The following is a 17,482-nucleotide window of genomic DNA, read 5'->3' as shown; positions in this document are numbered from 1 at the left end:
GTTTATCCTTTATATCTTAGCCACTTAAATATTTCCTTGTAACTTACTTTCTTTCCATACATTAGAATGCCAGTCCGGTAAATACGTGATGCCACCCATATCATGCCAATAAATGTAAGGATCAGTAATGAAACCGAAACCATGAGTTGCCATGCCGGGACCTCAAATGGTATCCGTACCATCATTACTATCGGGGAGGTAAATGGTATTAAAGAGCACCAGAATGCCATCGGGCCGTGTGGATTGTTAATCGCGCTAATGGCTACATATAATGCAAATACCATTGGAATAGTTACCGGCAGCATAAATTGTTGTGTATCTGTATCATTGTCAACGGCTGATCCAATGGCGGCAAACAAGGCCGCATAAAGCAGGTATCCGCCTATAAAATAAATAATAAAGAAGGACAGGATTTCATAAATGTTGAATGAATAGATCTTACTCATAAATCTGACCATGTCAGCTCCGGCGCCCTGCGGCATTTCCTGTGCCGCATTCAATAACTGCATTTGCGTATTGGCATCATGCGGCATATCCGGTAAAATCAATACCTTGATGACTGAAATCAATACCCCTGATAAAATAACCCAGAGTAAAAACTGGGTCAGGGCAACCAATGCCAGTCCAATTACTTTGCCCATCATTAACTGAAATGGTTTCACCGACGAAACGATGACTTCGACAATTCGGTTGGTCTTTTCTTCGATCACTCCACGCATCACCTGTACGCCATACATAAAAATAAACATGTAAATGATAAACGCTGAAATATAACCAATGGCCATAGCCAGCTCTGTAGACGATTCTCTGGCTTCACCACCCTTGCCCCATTTTATAGATGTAATATTAACTCCTTTATTCAGGTCGGCAAGAATATTGTCGAGGTTTGCAATGTTATATTCCTTCTTCTTTTCTTCCCTGATATAGTTTTTAAGGTCTTTGCTTATCATACCTTGTATATCAAGGCTTACCTGTTTGTTAGAATATATAAAAACGGAATCAGGATATTTTTCCAGATCTGCCGTAATGTTTAAAATGGCATAATATCCCTTGCTGTTAAACTCTGATTCAAGCGTTTTAAAATTTTCAGAGGAGTACTGAAATTTGACATAATCCTTATTCTGTAAGACATTTCTGTACAATCCTGTTTCATCTGCAACGGCAATGACCTTTGTTGAATCGTCTTTCATGGTCTGTGACAATACCACAGGCACAAGAATTAAAGCGGCAAATAAAACGGGAGTTAAAAAGGTCATAATAATAAACGACTTTTTCTTTACTCTTGTCAGGTACTCTCTTTGGATGATCAGGGATGTTTTGCTCATAATTTATTCTTTTTCGTAAGCTTCTACAATTTTCTGTACCAGTCTGTGGCGTACAATATCTTTTGCATTAAAGGTTATGCGTTTTATGCCTTCAATATCTTTGAGTATTTGCAATGCCTGAACCAAACCGCTATCCTGACGACTTGGCAAGTCTATCTGTGTCACGTCTCCCGTAACGATAAATTTGGCATTGCGCCCCATTCGTGTGAGAAACATTTTAAGCTGATTCCTGGTCGTGTTCTGTGCTTCGTCCAGTATGACAATGGCATCATTCAATGTGCGGCCCCGCATGTAAGCAAGCGGAGCAATCTGAATGGTTTCATTTTCGGTATATTCTTTAAGTTTGGCCGCAGGAATCATATCTTTTAGTGCATCATACAAGGGTTGCAAATACGGATCAATTTTTTCTTTCAGATCGCCAGGTAAAAAACCAAGCCTTTCTCCGGCTTCAACCGCAGGTCTCGAAAGAATAATTTTTCGAATCTCTTTGTTTTTAAGAGCTCTTACAGCAAGGGCAATAGCCGTATAAGTTTTACCGGATCCGGCAGGGCCGATAGCAAACAAAAGATCATTGTGGTAAAATGCATCCACAAACTTTTTTTGATTAGGAGTTCTTGCTACAATAGGCCTTCCGCTGGTACTGTATAAGATAGCATCGGATGGAATACTTTCGTAAATTTTATTTTCAGTGATAATCTCCCTGATAATCTTTTCGGTCAGCTGATTGTACTGAATTGTATATTTAATCAGGTCATTAATTTTTTCTTCAAATTCAGCAATCTGATCCTCGCTTCCATTTGCCTTAATGATACTTCCCCGTGCAACTATTCTTAATTTAGGATATAATGCTTTTATTATATCCAGATTTGCATTATTAGCGCCGTAAAATGATACAGGGTCTATATCTTCTAATACAATGATTCGTTCCATTAATTATTATTGATTCACAAATTTATAAAAATTAGGATACAATTCTGACTAAAAGTGTTGCGATGGAAATAAAATAAAAAAGCCACAACATCATTTGCTGTGGCTCAGTATATAAAATTATGATCTGCTATTTATAAGCATCTTTGTGTACGTTTTTAACGGCCCTTCCTGACGGATCTGTCATGTTTTTAAATGACTCATCCCATGCAAGTGCCTCAGCAGTACTACATGCAACAGAAGGTACCGAAGGAACACATCTTGCTGCTGCATCTGATGGGAAATGTTCAGAAAATATTGTCCTGTAGTAATATTCTTCCTTGCTCATAGGAGGGTTGATAGGGAAACGATATTTTGAAGTTGCCATTTCCTCGTCGGTAACTTTCTTGTTTACCAATTCCTTTAAACTGTCAATCCAGCTGTAACCAACACCATCAGAAAATTGTTCTTTCTGACGCCATGCAACGCTTGCCGGAAGATAATCTTCAAATGCTTTGCGAACAACCCATTTTTCCATTCTTTCAGGTGTTATCATCTTATCCTGTGGATTCAGGCGCATGGCAACGTCAAGAAATTCTTTATCCAGGAACGGCACACGGCCTTCCACTCCCCAGGCAGCGAGTGCTTTATTTGCCCTCAGGCAATCGTATAAGTGAAGCTTATTTAATTTACGAATGGTTTCCTCGTGAAATTCTTTGGCATTTGGTGCTTTGTGGAAGTAAAGGTAGCCACCGAACACTTCATCTGCACCTTCTCCGGACAATACCATTTTAATCCCCATAGATTTAATAACCCTTGCCAGTAAATACATCGGCGTTGCTGCGCGAATGGTTGTTACATCGTATGTTTCAAGATGATAAATTACATCTCTTAACGCATCAATTCCTTCCTGAATGGTAAAGTGTATTTCATGATGAACTGTTCCAATATGATCTGCTACTTTTTGAGCAGCAGCAAGGTCAGGAGAACCTTCAAGTCCTACTGCAAAAGAATGGAGTCTTGGCCACCATGCTTCTTCTTTATCATCTGTATCTACTCTTGTTCCGCTGAATTTCTTGGCCAGAGCAGAAGTTACAGAAGAGTCCAGTCCTCCTGATAACAACACGCCGTAAGGAACATCAGACATGAGTTGCTTATGTACAGCTGTTTCCAGAGCATCTTTTAAATCTTCTATAGACGTAGGATTATCCTTTACGTTATCATATTCAAACCAATCTCTTGAATACCAACGCTGGAAATCAATACCATCGGGGCTGTACATTAAATGACCAGGAAGGAATACTTCAATATTGTTACAATAACCTTCGAGAGCTTTTAATTCAGAAGCAACATAAAAATTGCCAAACTTATCCCATCCACGATACATTGGTATTACCCCAATTTGATCTCTTGCAGCCAGGTAAATGTCCTTCTCTGAATCATACAGTGCAAAGGCAAAGATTCCACTTAAGTCTTCTATAAAATCTTTTCCTTTTTCCAGGTATAACGGAATGATTACTTCACAGTCGCTATTGGTCTGAAAATCATATTTGCCTTCATATTGTTGCCTTATTTCCTTGTGGTTATATATTTCACCATTAACCGCAAGAATTATCTTTTTGTCCGGAGAAAACAAGGGTTGTTTACCGGATTGAGGATCTACGATTGATAAGCGTTCGTGTGCCAGCAAAGCCTTATCCCCACAATAAATTCCAGACCAGTCCGGACCACGGTGACGAATTCTTTTAGACATTTCCAGAACCTGAGGTCTTAAACCGGTTGTTTCAATTTTTACATCAAACACTCCAACTATTCCACACATAATGAATATTCTTTATTCTAATTAATATCGTTTGTCATGCACTCCGCTGCAAATATAATCAAATAGTTTACAAAAAATGCATTGGTCTTACATAAAAATATCATATATGGAAAAATGATATCAAAAAGTGTATTTATAATGAATTTGTATAATAGGTCAATAATGTTTGTTCCCTGTTTAAGGAAGGGGTATTTGTGATTAAATTAGATAAATATTGGATAAGTGTATGAGCAATTCAGGGGTGTTTTGATATAAAAAGGTAAAATTTTACTTGTACCCCCTCGTTTTTTAGTTTTTAGGTTCTTGGATTCGTCTAACTGGAAAAAGTTATTTTTTGAGAAAAAACTGACATTTTGTAAGCATTATTTTGTCAGTTCTTTATAATGCCGGAGCGAATCTTTCCAATTTGGAATTTTTATTGCATAATTTTTTTTGATCTTTGTTTTATTCATGACAGAATAAAAAGGTCTTGGTGCCTTCTGGGGATACATGTCTGAAGTAATAGGTTCAATGCTACAATCAATGTTCCAGAGTTTCATAATTTCACTTGCAAAATCGTACCAACTACAAACGCCTTCGTTGGAAAAGTGATATACACCCTTAATCCAGTCCTGTTTATTATTTTCTGAAGCTGAAAGTATAGCAAGTACTGCATCTGCCAGATCATAAGCATGCGTGGGTGTTCCAATCTGATCAAAAACAACGGATATTTTATCGCGTTCGCTTCCGAGTTTTTGCATCACCTTTACAAAATTATGTCCAAACCTTGAATACAACCACGATGTTCTTATAATAATACTCTGAGGATTATACATTAAAACCTGAAGTTCTCCGTTAAGTTTGGTTTTGCCATATTCTGAATTTGGTTTTGTCTCGTCATTTTCTGTATAAGGTAAGTAGTTTTTTCCCTCAAAAACATAGTCAGTGGAAACATGAATTAGTTTGATATCATTTTTATTACAGGCTTTTGCAAGAAATCCAGGGGCGTCAGAGTTAAGCAATTTCGCCTTTTCTGGTTCATCTTCTGCTTTATCTACTGCCGTGTAAGCAGCACAGTTTATTAAATAATTGAAAGGCCCTTGTTTTTTAATGTAATTATCAATGGCATCAGGAGAAGTTATATTGAGCTCTGCAACATCAGTAAATACAAATTTCCATTTTTTAAAATCAGAAACTCTGTTTTTGAATTCAGAACCCAACTGACCATTTGAGCCTGTAACAAGAATCTTCATATTTGTTTTATTTATGATGAGAATGATTAAAAATTGAATTCAGCAATTGAAAAATCAGGTGCGTCCTTATCTTTTGCACTCAAAATTGCACCGGCCTTGTCAATTTTCCAGTCAATATTTAACGTTGAATCAAACGGATTAATACTTCTTTCACTTTGTGGATTATAGGCGTTGTCACACTTATATGCAAACGTTGCTTTTTCGCTAAGAACAGCAAATCCGTGTGCAAAACCTCTTGGTACAAGAAACATAAGCTTATTTTCTGAGGTTAACTCCACTGCGTGCCATTTTCCGAACGTAGGACTGTTCTTTCTGAGATCCACCGCTACATCCAGCACAGAACCTGATAATACCCGAACGAGTTTTGCCTGAGAAAAAGGAGCTAGCTGATAGTGCAGGCCTCTTACTACACCATAAGAAGACTGGGATTCATTATCCTGAATAAAGCTATTTGTTATACCTTCCGATTCAAATGTTTTTTTATTCCATGATTCATAAAAATAACCTCTGTCATCTTTAAAAATTCTGGGTTTAATAATCAATAGGTCTTTAATTGGAGTCTCTACTATTTCCATTATTTCGTTAGTTCATTTGTGTAATTATTGGCAACATCCATTAAATACCTGCCATAATGATTTTTAATTAACGGTTTCGCCAGTTCAATTAGTTTTTCTTTATTAATAAAGCCTCTTTTATAGGCAATTTCTTCAATACATGAAACCATTAATCCTTGTCTGTTTTGTATTGTTGATATAAAATTGGAGGCTTGCAATAAACTGTCGTGCGTACCAGTATCCAGCCAGGTCATACCTCTGCCCATCAGCTCAACACTTAGCCGTCCTTCGTCAAGGTACAGTTTGTTTAAATCGGTGATCTCAAGCTCTCCTCTTTTTGAAGGTTTCAGATTCTTGGCTTTTTCAACCACATCGTTACTATAGAAATACAGACCTGTAACAGCGTAATGCGATTTTGGTTTTTCCGGTTTTTCTTCAATACTTAATACATTGCCATTATCATCAAAATCAACAACGCCATAACGTTCAGGATCATGCACATAATAACCGAAGACTACTGCACCATCTTCCAGTTTAGATGAATTCTTAAGTTTCCCACTAAAATTGTAACCGTAAAATATATTATCCCCAAGGATAAGGCAAACGTTATCATTTTCTATAAATTCTTCACCAATAATAAATGCCTGAGCCAAACCATCTGGTGAAGGTTGTTCCGCATATTCAAGTCTTAATCCATAATCAGAACCATCACCAAACAGGTTTCTGTAGAGTGGCAAATCCTGTGGTGTTGATATAATCAGAATTTCTTTGATACCGGCCAACATTAAAACCGATAAAGGATAGTATATCATGGGTTTATCATAAACCGGAATGATCTGTTTAGAAATGGATTTGGTTATTGGATATAACCTGGTTCCCGAACCACCTGCTAGAATTATTCCTTTCATAAAGTCTTATTTATATTTATAATAGGTTTCAAAAATATTAATTACTCTTATATAAACCATTTTCCAACGAGATTGTTAAAGCCTTCTTTTATGTTTTTTGTCAGATCTGAGGGTTAGCTGAATTCCTTTTACCTCATTATAAATGGTTCAAAGGTTGACTTCCTATATTAAAATAGTCGAAACCATGTTCAATTACTTCTTGCGGGGAATAAATATTTCTTCCGTCAAAAATGACCCTTCCATTCATGAGTTTGCTCAAAACCGGGTAATTCAAAACCCTGAATTCACTCCATTCTGTAACAAGAACTAATGCATCAGCATCCACTAAAACATCATATGATTCTTTTCCGTATAAGATTTTATCGCCGAATACTTTTTTCGTCTCCTCTATGGCTGCAGGATCATAAGCTGCAACTTGGGCTCCCAGCTTTAAAAGTTCATCAATGATAACGAAAGCCGGTGCTTCGCGCGTATCATCAGTATTTGGTTTGAACGCTAATCCCCAGATCGCAATTTTTTTTCCTTTAATATCGTCTTTAAAGTACGATTTTATCTTATCTACAATAACAAATTTCTGCCTGTTATTTACTGATTCGACAGCTTTAAGTACGTCAAGGGAATAATTGTATTCGCTGGCTGTTTTAATCAGAGCCTTTACATCTTTAGGAAAACAGGATCCCCCAAAGCCTACACCAGGATATATGAATTTATTTCCAATTCTTGCATCAGCTGCAATACCTTTGCGTACCATGCTTACATCAGCACCAACAATTTCGCACAAATTGGCAATATCATTCATAAAACTGATTTTAGTTGCTAGCATTGCATTTGCAGCATATTTGGTCATTTCCGCTGATGGAATATCCATGGTAATGATTCTGTGTCCACTGAGCATAAAAGGATGATATACCCTGTTTAATATTTTTATCGCCTGTTCACTTTCCACACCCAATACAATTCTGTCAGGCCTTAGAAAATCCTCCACAGCATTTCCTTCCTTCAGGAATTCCGGATTGGATGCCACATCAAATTTTATATCAGAATTTCTCGCATCCAGTTCCTCTTGTACAGCTGCCTTTACTTTATGTGAGGTCCCAATAGGTACAGTACTTTTAGTTACAACTACTGCATACTTAGTAAGGTTTTGACCAATTTCTTTTGCTACTGCGATTACATAGCTCAGATCAGCACTTCCATCTTCTCCCGGAGGTGTTCCTACTGCGATGAAAATTGCTTCCGCATCTTTAATTCCTTCAGGCAAACTAATAGAGAATTGAAGTCTGTCCTTTTCATAATTATTTTTAACCAGTCGGTCTAAACCTGGTTCGTATATAGGAATAATGCCTTGTTTTAAACGTTCAATTTTATTTTTATCGACATCAATACATGCAACCTGAATTCCTGTCTCAGATAAACAGGCGCCTGTAACCAATCCCACGTAACCAGTCCCTATTACAGCTACTTTCATATTTTTATTTAGATTAAAAATTTAAGTTCAGAGGCAAATTTAAAATTATTATGTTATATAACCTATTTTATTTAAAGGGGGGAAATCACGTATTTTATTTCTAATAAATGCTTATTTTTGAACGTTAACCAAATTTGATCTCATTATGAAGACAATCATTGAATTGTTTGAAACTTCTGTGGAAAAGTACTCTGGTAATCCATTCCTGTACGAAAATATGGGGAAAGGTTATGTTTCTCAGACATATAGCGAAATTCGTGATGATGTTTATGTTTTGGCAAACGGGCTTATTGCTTCCGGTTTTAAAAAGGGCGACAGGGCTTCGTTATTGTCAGAAGGCAGAAATTTATGGCTTATTTCCGAACTGGCTGTATTGTATGCTGGCGGTATTAATGTGCCACTTTCGGTTAAACTGGATGCGGAAAATGAGTTGTTTTTCAGGATAAAACATTCAGGGAGCAGGTTTATTTTAACCAGTAAACATCAGATTAATAAATTACGGGATATCAAAGATAAGTTAAAGGACATTGAACTAATTATAGTATTTGACAGTATTCCTTTGGAGGAAAAAGAGATTTATATAGGTGATATTCTGGCGAAAGGAAAAAATTACCTTAAGAATCACGAAAAGGAATTTCTTAAACTCAGGGATTCAATAAAGCCCGATGATGTGGCTAATATTTCATATACTTCAGGAACCACGGCGGATCCAAAGGGTATTATGCTTTCGCAACTGAATTATGCGGCCAATGTGGAACAGGCTTCTACATTGATGTCAATTCCCGAAACGCACAAAACCCTGGCTATACTTCCATGGGATCATGCATTTGCCCATACAGCCTGCTTATACGCTTTTATGTATTTCGGGGCCAGTATAGCTTCGGTTCAGACCGGTAAAACACAGATGGAAACGCTGAAAAATGTTTCTAAAAATATCAATGAAATTAAGCCTCATATTATGATGAGTGTGCCGGCACTGGCTAAAAATTTCAGAAAGAACATTGAATCCGGAATAAAGGCCAAAGGAAAGGTTGTTACAACTCTTTTTAATACAGGGCTTAATACAGCTTACAGGTATAATAGTCTGGGTTTTGACAAAGGCAAAGGAGCAAAAAAATTGTTGAAACCATTGGTTGGACTCTTTGATAAGATTGTTTTTTCCAAGGTTCGTGAGGGTTTTGGTGGGAATCTGGAATTTTTTATAGGAGGAGGTGCTTTGCTGGATACAGAACTGCAACGATTTTTCTATGCGCTCGGAATCCCTATGCTTCAGGGCTATGGCTTGAGTGAAGCTTCTCCAATTATTTCTGCAAATTCAATGTTTCGTCATAAACTGGGGTCATCGGGTTATCTCGTAAAAAATATGGAGTTGAAAATTGTTGATGACGAAGGAAATGAGCTTCCAAATTACGAAAAGGGGGAGATACTGGTAAAAGGCGATAATGTAATGTTAGGATATTGGAATAATCCTAAAGCGACGGAAGAAACGCTTAAAGACGGATGGTTGCATACCGGTGATTTGGGATATATGGATGATGATGGTTTTTTGTATGTGTTTGGAAGATTTAAAAGTCTTTTGATTAGCAGCGACGGCGAAAAATATAGTCCGGAAGGAATTGAAGAGGCGATTGTTGATAATTCGCAATTTATTGAGCAGGCAATGCTGCATAATAATCAGGATCCATATACGGTAATGTTTTTAGTTCCAAATAAACAGGCGCTGGTGGCACATTTAAAAGATAAATCAGTCGATCCTAAATCAAAGGAAGGGAAAGAAGAAGCACTAAAGGTTCTTCAAGGTGAAGTTGATAAATTCAAAGCCGGTGGCAGTATGCAAAACTTATTTCCTGCAAGATGGTTGCCTACTTCGGTAAGTGTTTTGTCAGAATCATTCAACGAGGAAAATAAACTGATGAACAGCACCATGAAGATCGTCAGGGCAAGAATTACGGAACATTTTGAGTCGGAATTGAAATATTTATATACGCCGGAAGCTAAAAATATTATTAACCAGGTTAATATGGCACACATGGACAAGTTGTTAAACTAAGATATTTATTCCGGTTTTCCGGGAAAATTTATCTAAAACCAGTTTAAAAAGCTTGTGAATAGCTAATTGAAACATTTTTGTAATATTCCTGTAATATTCATGCAATACTTTTGAAAAAGCAACGAAACAACAATGAAACGAGATTCCGGTTAGCCGGATTAATTGGTTGAAAATTTAAAAAAGATTGACATGAAAAAGTTTCAGTTAGTATTAGGATTATTAATAATCTTTTCAGCATACACATTTGCTCAAAAGGTTTCAGGTGTTGTGTATTTCGTTGATGAACCAGTTAAAAGTGCAAAGGTTATAAATGCCAATGGAGATCAGGTGAAAACTGATGTAAACGGGTATTTTGAAATAAATGCAGCACCGGATGCAGTACTCAATATTGTTTATAAAGGTGTGAAAAGAGCAGCACAGCTTGATGGTGTTGACCTGTATACCGATATTGTTTTGGTCCCGTCGGAAAAGAAATTTAAAAAATTAATAGATAATTCACCATCTGTAAAGAGGTGTGAATTATATCTTGCTAATTACCCAGACAGTAAAAACAGTGAAGAAGTTAAAGCAACATTAGAAAAGGAACTTTTCATTGTAGCTTACGATAATGCAGTAAATGATTTTAACCTTCGGGGACTGAAATCATATCTGGAGACTTATCCAGAGGGGCAGTTTGCCGCAAAAGCAGAAAAGACCGTTGATATTGTTTCTTGGCAAAAAGCCAAAAGTCAGGACACTATGGAAGCTTATAATGCATATCTGGAACAATTTCCAAATGGAGAAGCCGTTTCATTGGCTAAAAGCAGAATGGCTATGTTGGGTGAATAATTTGATGCAAAGCAAAAGCAACATATAGAGAGCTGCCAGAATTGGCAGCTTTTTTTGTCATTAAATTTTAACAATATTGAAATATTGGTGTCGATTAGTTGTAATGATGATGGCATTAATTTGTAGCATCAAATTGTAATGCATGAAAACAACTGTTCTATTATTTTTTATACTTTTCTCGGTAACTGTTTTTGGTTCTAATAAACAGGAAAAATCTAAAATAAGTGGTGTGGTTTACGAAAATGTGAGAGGATATAAAATTCCTTTGTCACTGGCAAATATTCAGTGTAAGGGAACTACAATTGGAACATTTTCTGAAAAAACCGGTGATTTTGAATTGGATTTACCCGAAGGAAAATATACTGTAACATTTTCTTTTGCAGGATATAAACCTGTTAAAAAGGAATTGAAAATTAAGAAGAATAAAAATTTATATCTTGAGGTTACATTAGAAGAGAATACAGGATTTGCTCAAAACTAAAGAGCTTTCTAAATAATTAATTTAAAGAGGTAATTTTCTTAATTACCTCTTTTTTATGGCAAAAAAAATGGGTTAGCAACTGCTAACCCATTTTTGTAATAACATATCAGTATTATTTTACTTCTTCAAAATCCACATCAGTTACTTCATCGTCGTTGCTTCCGCCTTTCTGACTTTCACCGCCGGATGTCTGCTGACCTGCTCCAGGATCAGGTTGTCCCTGGCCCTGAGCCTGACTTGCATTATACATTTCCTGGGAAGCAGCCTGAAATACAGTATTCAGTTCATTCATGGCAGAATCAATTGCTTCAATATTCTGCGACTTGTGTGCTTCTTTTAGTTTATTTAATGCATCTTCAATCGGTTTTTTCTTATCTGCCGGCAACTTGTCGCCAAATTCTTTGAGCTGTTTTTCAGTCTGGAAAATCATACTGTCGGCAGCGTTAAGTTTGTCGATACGTTCTTTCTCTTTTTTGTCGGCATCAGCATTTGCAGAAGCCTCGTCTTTCATTCGTTTTATTTCGTCGTCTGAAAGTCCTGAAGAAGCTTCAATACGAATACTCTGTTCTTTGCCAGTTCCCTTATCTTTTGCAGAAACGTTCAGGATGCCATTGGCATCAATATCGAATGTAACTTCAACCTGTGGTACACCTCGTGGGGCTGGTGGAATTCCGTCCAAATGGAAGCGTCCGATAGTTTTATTATCTCTTGCCATCGCACGTTCTCCCTGCAATACATGAATTTCAACCGAAGGTTGATTGTCTGCAGCTGTTGTGAATGTTTCTGTCTTTTTGGTTGGAATAGTCGTGTTGGCTTCAATTAATTTAGTCATCACACTACCCATTGTTTCAATACCTAAAGACAGCGGTGTAACATCCAAAAGAAGTACATCCTTAACTTCACCGGTTAAAACGCCACCCTGAATAGCTGCACCTACAGCAACTACTTCATCCGGGTTGACCCCTTTAGAAGGTTCTTTGCCAAATAATTCCTTTACTTTAGCCTGAACCGCAGGAATACGTGTTGACCCTCCAACTAGAATAACTTCATTGATATCTGATGGTGATAATCCGGCATTTTTTAATGCTTTCTTACATGGTTCAACGGTAGCCTGAATTAAAGAATCTGATAGTTGTTCAAATTTAGCTCTTGACAGACTTCTTACCAGGTGTTTTGGAATTCCGTTTACCGGCATAATATATGGCAGATTGATCTCTGTCTGAGTTGAACTTGAAAGCTCAATTTTTGCCTTTTCTGCTGCTTCTTTCAAACGTTGCAAAGCCATCGGATCTTCGCGAAGATCAATGCCTTCGTCTGCTTTGAATTCGGCGGCCAGCCAGTCAATAATTACCTGGTCGAAATCATCACCACCAAGGTGTGTATCACCATCTGTTGATTTAACTTCAAAAACTCCGTCGCCTAATTCAAGAATTGAAATATCGAAGGTCCCTCCACCAAGGTCAAATACTGCGATTTTCATATCATGATCCTGCTTGTCGAGACCATATGCCAATGACGCTGCTGTAGGTTCATTCACGATCCTTCGCACATTTAACCCAGCAATTTCTCCGGCTTCTTTTGTTGCCTGACGTTGTGAGTCACTAAAATAAGCAGGTACCGTAATAACTGCATCAGTAACTTCCTGTCCAAGATAATCTTCTGCTGTTTTCTTCATCTTCTGAAGAACAATTGCAGATATTTCCTGCGGGGAATATAATCTGCCATCGATATCAACACGAGGTGTATTATTTTCTCCCTTAACTACCTTATAAGAAGCTCTCTTAATTTCTTTTGTAACGTTATCATAAGTTTCACCCATGAAACGTTTAATTGATGCAATCGTTTTTTGTGGATTCGTAATGGCCTGACGTTTTGCCGGATCACCAACTTTGCGCTCAGAATTCTCTACAAACGCCACCATTGATGGAGTTGTACGTTTACCTTCGCTGTTAGGGATCACAACCGGCTCATTTCCTTCCATTACAGAAACACATGAGTTTGTTGTTCCAAGGTCGATTCCTATAATCTTTCCCATTTTTTATTTTTTTAGTGGTTAATATTCAAATTCACGCCACTGTTAAGTCAAATGTTATGCCAAAAAAGGAAGTTGATTTTAACCTTGAAAATATGTCAGAGGTACAATGGTGACTGTAATAAAATGCGTCAAATTGTCAATTTTGATTTTAAAGTTTAGGAAGGCATGACAGGATGGAAATCTGATATGACATTATGATTGACTCTAATCAATTTGTTGGATCAGAACATTTGCATGTCATGCAATTTTTTATAAATCCCTTTAAGGCTGATCAGATCTTCGTGTTTACCACGTTCAACTATTTTACCTTCATGCATAACACAAATTTCATCAGCATTTCTTACAGTTGATAGCCTGTGTGCGATTACTATGGTGGTTCTGTTTTTCATAAGGTTCTCCAATGCATCCTGAACCAATCGTTCTGATTCTGTGTCAAGTGCTGATGTTGCCTCGTCAAGAATTAAAATCGGGGGATTAGCCAGTACAGCTCTTGCAATGCTTATTCTTTGTCTCTGTCCACCGGAAAGTTTGCTTCCTCTGTCACCAATATTGGTATCGTATCCAAATTCTGTTTCCATGATAAATTCATGGGCATTAGCCACCTTTGCTGCAGCAATAACCTCTTCTTTGGTGCTGTTCTCTAAACCAAATGCAATATTGTTATAAAAAGTATCATTAAATAAAATGGGATCCTGATTCACATTTCCCATTAAATGCCTCAGAGATTTTACTCTGACATTTTTAATATTATGTCCGTCTATGATGATCTCTCCATTTGTAACATCGTAGAAACGGGGAAGCAGATCCACCAGGGTCGTTTTTCCTGATCCCGATTGTCCAACCAATGCCACTGTTTTGCCTTTAGAAATTGAAATGTCAATGTTACTGAGAACCATCTCCTTTTCATACTTAAAGCTAACATCTTTATATTCGATTTTGTCATGAAAACCAGTCAATTCTTCAGCATCTCTTTTATCTACAATATTTGACTCGGTCTGAAGTATCTCATCTATGCGTTCCATGCTGGCCAAACCTTTCTGAATGGAATAAAATCCTGTGGAAAATGCTTTTGCCGGATTGATAATACTGTAAAAAATAACCAGATATACCATGAACATGGATGCTTCAAGAGAGGCTGAGCCTGCAAAAATTAACTTTCCTCCATACCATAGTACAATAACTATGACAATAGTTCCGAGTAATTCGCTAACGGGGTGAGCCAACTGACGTTTACGCATCAATCTTTTTTGGATCCGGAAATGTTTATCAACATTCTCCCTGAAATTTCTTTTGCTTTTAGGTTCGGCATTAAAGGCTTTTATGATCCGTAATCCGGACAGCGATTCCTCAATGTTTGAAAGAATTATGCCAAGTTGAATCTGACCTTTGTTGCTGGTTCGTTTAAGTGTTTTCCCGATTCTACCTATAATCGTACCACTAATTGGCAGTAAGACAAAAACAAAAATTGTTAATCTCCAACTCATATATACCATGGTCACCAGATATATAAGGATAATGATGGGATTCTTAAACATGATTTCAATAGAATTGAAAATTGAGTTTTCAACTTCCTGTACGTCACTTGACATTCGGGACATTATGTCACCTTTTTTTTGTTCAGAAAAGAAACCGATGGGTAAATCAAGAATTTTCTTATAAATAATATCGCGTATATCTCTGGATATACCTGCACGCATCGGTATTATACTATAAGCTGCAAGATAAGCAAGGCCAGTTTTTAATAGTGAGAATACAATAAGAAATATTCCAATGAATCCCAGAGTGTAACTTTTACCTTTCATATCAATCAAATGACCAATATAATAGTAAAAGTTATTGCTCAGAGAATCCGTAAGGGCCTTAATACTTTCATAAGAAATATTCTGATGGATGTAAGTCTCTTTACTAATACCAAATAGAATTTCCAGAATTGGTTTCATCATATAAAATGAAAACAAACCGGCAAAAGTACTAAGTATGGTTAATACAATATTAAGTGTTAAGTTGGTTTTATAAGGAGGAATAAAACGTCTTAAGATTTTGAAAAAATCCTTCATTAATAATCTTTAATGGTTGGTTTAATTAGATTCCTGTGTAATTATAAGGTGTAATTGTTTTCATTTTTACCTTCAGTTCATTATCAATATTTAATGACTCAATAAAAGAGTGAATACTTTCCTTGTTAATTACATTATTTGTTCTTGTTAGTTCCTTTAAAGCTTCATACGGATTAGGATAACCAATACTGCGCAAAATTGTTTGAATTGCTTCTGCAACAACTGCCCAGTTTTTATCCAGATCAGCTTTTAATGCTTCTTCATTTAATAGGAGTTTTCCTAATCCTTTTAATAACGATTTAAATGCAATTAAAGTATGGCCAAATGGGACACCAATATTTCTTAGTACAGTTGAGTCGGTAAGATCGCGCTGCAATCTGGAAATAGGTAGTTTTAATGTTAAATGATCCAGAATAGCATTTGCAACACCCAGATTCCCTTCAGCATTTTCAAAATCAATTGGATTTACTTTATGTGGCATAGCTGATGAACCGATTTCGCCTTTTTTAATCGTTTGTTTGAAATAGTCCATCGAAATGTAGGTCCAAATATCCCGACACAAATCAATAAGTATGGTATTGATGCGCTTCAGGTTATCCATAAATGCGCCCAGTTCATCATAATTTGAGATCTGTGTTGTGTATTGTTCCCGTGTTAAACCTAAATACTCTGATACAAATTTATTTCCAAATTGCATCCAGTCGATCTCCGGAAAGGAGATCTTATGTGCATTTAAGTTTCCGGTTGCCCCTCCAAATTTAGCAGTAAAAGGGATTTGGCTAAAATGTTCTATCTGTCTTTCAAGCCGGTAAACAAACACCATTATCTCTTTACCCAGTTTCGTTGGCGATGCCGGTTGTCCATGTGTTTTGGCAAGCATAGGAATATCCTTCCATTTTTCTCCGTCGTCTGCAAGAACATTAATTACCTCCGACAGTAGTGGATAATAAATCTTATCAAATGCTTCTTTAATAGATAATGGGATAGCGGTATTATTAATGTCCTGAGATGTAAGTCCAAAATGAATGAATTCCTTATACTTGCTGAACCCGATTTTATCAAATTCTTCTTTGATAAAATATTCAACTGCTTTTACATCGTGATTTGTAACGATTTCAATATCTTTTATGCGTTGGGCATTTTCTAAAGAAAAATTAGAAATTATGCTTCTTAACGATTCTATATCTTCTGATTTGATGTCTTTTAGCTGGGGAAGTGGGAGTTCGTGTAATGCAATAAAATATTTGATCTCTACTTCAACTCTATATTTTATGAGTGCAAATTCCGAAAAATAGTCCGTTAATTCTTTTGTTTTACTGTGATACCGACCGTCGATTGGAGATACTGCAGTTAATTCTGATAGCGCCATTTCTGATTAATTAAATTGAACTGCAAAAATATCACATTTATTGTGTTTTTAAAATAATTATGGATTGCCTATATAGATAAAGTGTAGACATTCTTCTGTTACAACGTTAATGTATGTTTTGGAATGTACTGATATATTTTACTTTTTTAAGCCTTATTTGTAAACAACTATGCAATTTTATCTGTTATATTAATCGTGTCTTATCTCAGACGCGTAGTTCTTAGTTTACTTCTGAAAGTATTATTCTTAAAGCTTTTGCTCTTTATTTATGAAACATGTAAAAATAATTTTCATGTTATACAGCACAATTTCAAGGGATTAAGGAATGGTAATAAAAAAGGGGTAAAAAAAGATTGGAAAAAGTTTGGAGAAATGGGATAATAATGATTTTCTTTGCAGCCGCTTTTGGAAGGGGTAGAGGCCCTGGAGAGTTAGTCTTGAGTTTTG

13 protein-coding genes are annotated in these 17,482 nt (G+C 36.5%); 3 read left to right on the top strand and 10 right to left on the bottom strand.

What is annotated here, in order from left to right; translation table 11 throughout:
• Positions 1 to 2 precede the first annotated feature (2 nt).
• The 7 genes from ACE01N_RS16710 to ACE01N_RS16680 all read right to left on the bottom strand — a co-directional run bounded on the left by ACE01N_RS16710 (position 3) and on the right by ACE01N_RS16680 (position 8,215).
• Positions 3 to 1,325 (bottom strand): ABC transporter permease, encoded by a 1,323-nt coding sequence (locus tag ACE01N_RS16710; protein WP_380591527.1) that lies wholly within the window; start codon positions 1,323 to 1,325, stop codon positions 3 to 5.
• 3 nt (positions 1,326 to 1,328) lie between these two features.
• Positions 1,329 to 2,255: a PhoH family protein gene (locus tag ACE01N_RS16705; protein ID WP_380591525.1), complete on the bottom strand. Its 927-nt coding sequence runs from the start codon at positions 2,253 to 2,255 to the stop codon at positions 1,329 to 1,331.
• Positions 2,256 to 2,382: 127 nt separating this feature from the next.
• Complete coding sequence (asnB, locus tag ACE01N_RS16700) at positions 2,383 to 4,053, bottom strand: asparagine synthase B (RefSeq protein ID WP_380591523.1); 1,671 nt, start codon at positions 4,051 to 4,053, stop codon at positions 2,383 to 2,385.
• Positions 4,054 to 4,415: 362 nt separating this feature from the next.
• Positions 4,416 to 5,285, bottom strand: coding sequence for a dTDP-4-dehydrorhamnose reductase (gene rfbD, locus ACE01N_RS16695; RefSeq protein ID WP_380591521.1), 870 nt, complete (start codon positions 5,283 to 5,285; stop codon positions 4,416 to 4,418).
• Positions 5,286 to 5,311: 26 nt separating this feature from the next.
• Positions 5,312 to 5,860 (bottom strand): dTDP-4-dehydrorhamnose 3,5-epimerase, encoded by a 549-nt coding sequence (gene rfbC, locus ACE01N_RS16690; RefSeq protein ID WP_380591519.1) that lies wholly within the window; start codon positions 5,858 to 5,860, stop codon positions 5,312 to 5,314.
• Positions 5,860 to 6,747: a glucose-1-phosphate thymidylyltransferase RfbA gene (gene rfbA, locus ACE01N_RS16685; RefSeq protein ID WP_380591517.1), complete on the bottom strand. Its 888-nt coding sequence runs from the start codon at positions 6,745 to 6,747 to the stop codon at positions 5,860 to 5,862. Before rfbA ends, rfbC begins: the two co-directional genes overlap by 1 nt.
• A gap of 136 nt (positions 6,748 to 6,883) precedes the next feature.
• Positions 6,884 to 8,215: a UDP-glucose dehydrogenase family protein gene (locus ACE01N_RS16680; RefSeq protein ID WP_380591515.1), complete on the bottom strand. Its 1,332-nt coding sequence runs from the start codon at positions 8,213 to 8,215 to the stop codon at positions 6,884 to 6,886.
• A gap of 145 nt (positions 8,216 to 8,360) precedes the next feature.
• On the opposite strand from ACE01N_RS16680, the gene ACE01N_RS16675 reads away from it, so the two are divergent.
• The 3 genes from ACE01N_RS16675 to ACE01N_RS16665 all read left to right on the top strand — a co-directional run bounded on the left by ACE01N_RS16675 (position 8,361) and on the right by ACE01N_RS16665 (position 11,574).
• Complete coding sequence (locus ACE01N_RS16675) at positions 8,361 to 10,265, top strand: AMP-dependent synthetase/ligase (protein ID WP_380591513.1); 1,905 nt, start codon at positions 8,361 to 8,363, stop codon at positions 10,263 to 10,265.
• 189 nt (positions 10,266 to 10,454) lie between these two features.
• On the top strand, positions 10,455 to 11,093 hold the full coding sequence (locus tag ACE01N_RS16670) for a hypothetical protein (RefSeq protein ID WP_380591511.1): 639 nt from the start codon (positions 10,455 to 10,457) through the stop codon (positions 11,091 to 11,093).
• A gap of 142 nt (positions 11,094 to 11,235) precedes the next feature.
• Positions 11,236 to 11,574, top strand: coding sequence for a carboxypeptidase-like regulatory domain-containing protein (locus tag ACE01N_RS16665; protein ID WP_380591509.1), 339 nt, complete (start codon positions 11,236 to 11,238; stop codon positions 11,572 to 11,574).
• A 112-nt stretch (positions 11,575 to 11,686) separates the two neighbouring features.
• Here ACE01N_RS16665 and dnaK read toward each other — a convergent pair whose 3' ends face one another.
• From dnaK to purB, 3 genes are all read right to left on the bottom strand, one after another.
• Entirely contained in the window at positions 11,687 to 13,609 is a 1,923-nt protein-coding gene (gene dnaK / locus ACE01N_RS16660; RefSeq protein WP_380591507.1) for a molecular chaperone DnaK, read from the bottom strand.
• A gap of 221 nt (positions 13,610 to 13,830) precedes the next feature.
• Positions 13,831 to 15,666: an ABC transporter ATP-binding protein gene (locus ACE01N_RS16655; RefSeq protein WP_380591504.1), complete on the bottom strand. Its 1,836-nt coding sequence runs from the start codon at positions 15,664 to 15,666 to the stop codon at positions 13,831 to 13,833.
• A gap of 25 nt (positions 15,667 to 15,691) precedes the next feature.
• Positions 15,692 to 17,035, bottom strand: a complete 1,344-nt coding sequence (gene purB / locus ACE01N_RS16650) for an adenylosuccinate lyase (protein WP_380591502.1) — start codon at positions 17,033 to 17,035, stop codon at positions 15,692 to 15,694.
• Positions 17,036 to 17,482: the final 447 nt, after the last annotated feature.

Origin of the sequence: Quyinboa ferrireducens (genome assembly GCF_042436675.1) — a bacterium.
Lineage (GTDB): Bacteria > Bacteroidota > Bacteroidia > Bacteroidales > UBA5342 > JBHJHP01.
The sequence above is the reverse complement of the archived record's forward strand: the minus strand, read 5'-3'. Positions and strand labels throughout refer to the sequence as shown.